Origin of the sequence: Paraburkholderia sp. GAS448 (assembly GCF_050435685.1) — a bacterium.
Taxonomy (GTDB): Bacteria; Pseudomonadota; Gammaproteobacteria; order Burkholderiales; family Burkholderiaceae; genus Paraburkholderia.
On record NZ_JBNDKT010000161.1, the window covers coordinates 1 to 1181 of the forward strand.

The following is a 1181-nucleotide window of genomic DNA, read 5'->3' on the forward strand; positions in this document are numbered from 1 at the left end:
CCGCCGTCGCGCACCGTCTTGCGGCCGATCAGGTCGTTCGCCTGAATCGCCGTCGTGCCTTCGTAGATCGGCAGGATGCGCGCATCGCGGTAGTACTGCGCTGCGCCCGTTTCCTCGATGAAGCCCATGCCGCCGTGCACCTGCACGCCCAGGCTCGTCACCTCGAGCGACAGCTCCGTGCTCCAGCCCTTCACGACCGGCACGAGGAATTCATAGATCGCCTGGTGCTCGGCGCGCTTCGCCGCCTCCGGATGACGGTGCGCGATGTCGCAATGCCCGGCTGCCACGTAGGCCAGCGCGCGCGAGCCTTCGGTGAGCGCACGCATCGTCGCGAGCATCCGGCGCACGTCCGGATGATGGATGATCGACACCGGCTGCTTCGCGCTGCCGTCGACCGGGCGGCTCTGCACGCGATCCTTCGCATACGCGACCGCCTTCTGGTAGGCGCGGTCCGACACGGCCACGCCCTGCATGCCCACCGCGAAGCGCGCCGCGTTCATCATGATGAACATGTACTCGAGGCCGCGGTTCTCCTCGCCGATCAGGTGGCCGACTGCGCCGCCGTGGTCACCGAACTGCAGCACCGCCGTCGGGCTCGCCTTGATGCCGAGCTTGTGTTCGATCGACACGCAATGCACATCGTTGCGCCCGCCCGTCGTGCCGTCCTCATTGACGAGGAACTTCGGCACGATGAACAGCGAAATGCCCTTCACGCCTTCGGGCGCATCGGGCGTGCGCGCGAGCACGAGATGGACGATGTTCTCCGCCATGTCGTGCTCGCCCCACGTGATGAAGATCTTGGTGCCGAAGAGCCGGTACGAACCATCGCCCTGCGGCTCGGCGCGCGTGCGCACCAGCGCCAGATCGGAGCCCGCCTGCGGCTCGGTGAGGTTCATCGTGCCGGTCCATTCGCCCGAGATCAGCTTCGGCACATAGGTCTGCTTCTGTGCTTCGGTGCCGGCGGTGAGCAGCGCTTCGATGGCCCCGTCGGTCAGCAGCGGGCACAGTGCGAACGACAGGTTCGACGCGTTGAGCATCTCGATGCATGCCGTGGCGATCAGCTTGGGCAGGCCCTGGCCTTCGTAGTCGACAGGATGCTGCACGCCCTGCCAGCCGCCTTCGGCAAACTGGCGGAAGGCGTCCCGGAAGCCGGGCGTGGCGGTGACCTTGCCGTCGCGCCA

The 1181-nt window shown here is 67.1% G+C and carries 1 protein-coding gene; it reads right to left on the reverse strand.

The features are described 5' to 3' along the window. Positions 1-1181, reverse strand: a 1181-nt coding sequence (locus P3T23_RS47795; protein ID WP_429322971.1) for an acyl-CoA dehydrogenase family protein, incomplete at both ends; no start/stop codon positions are given.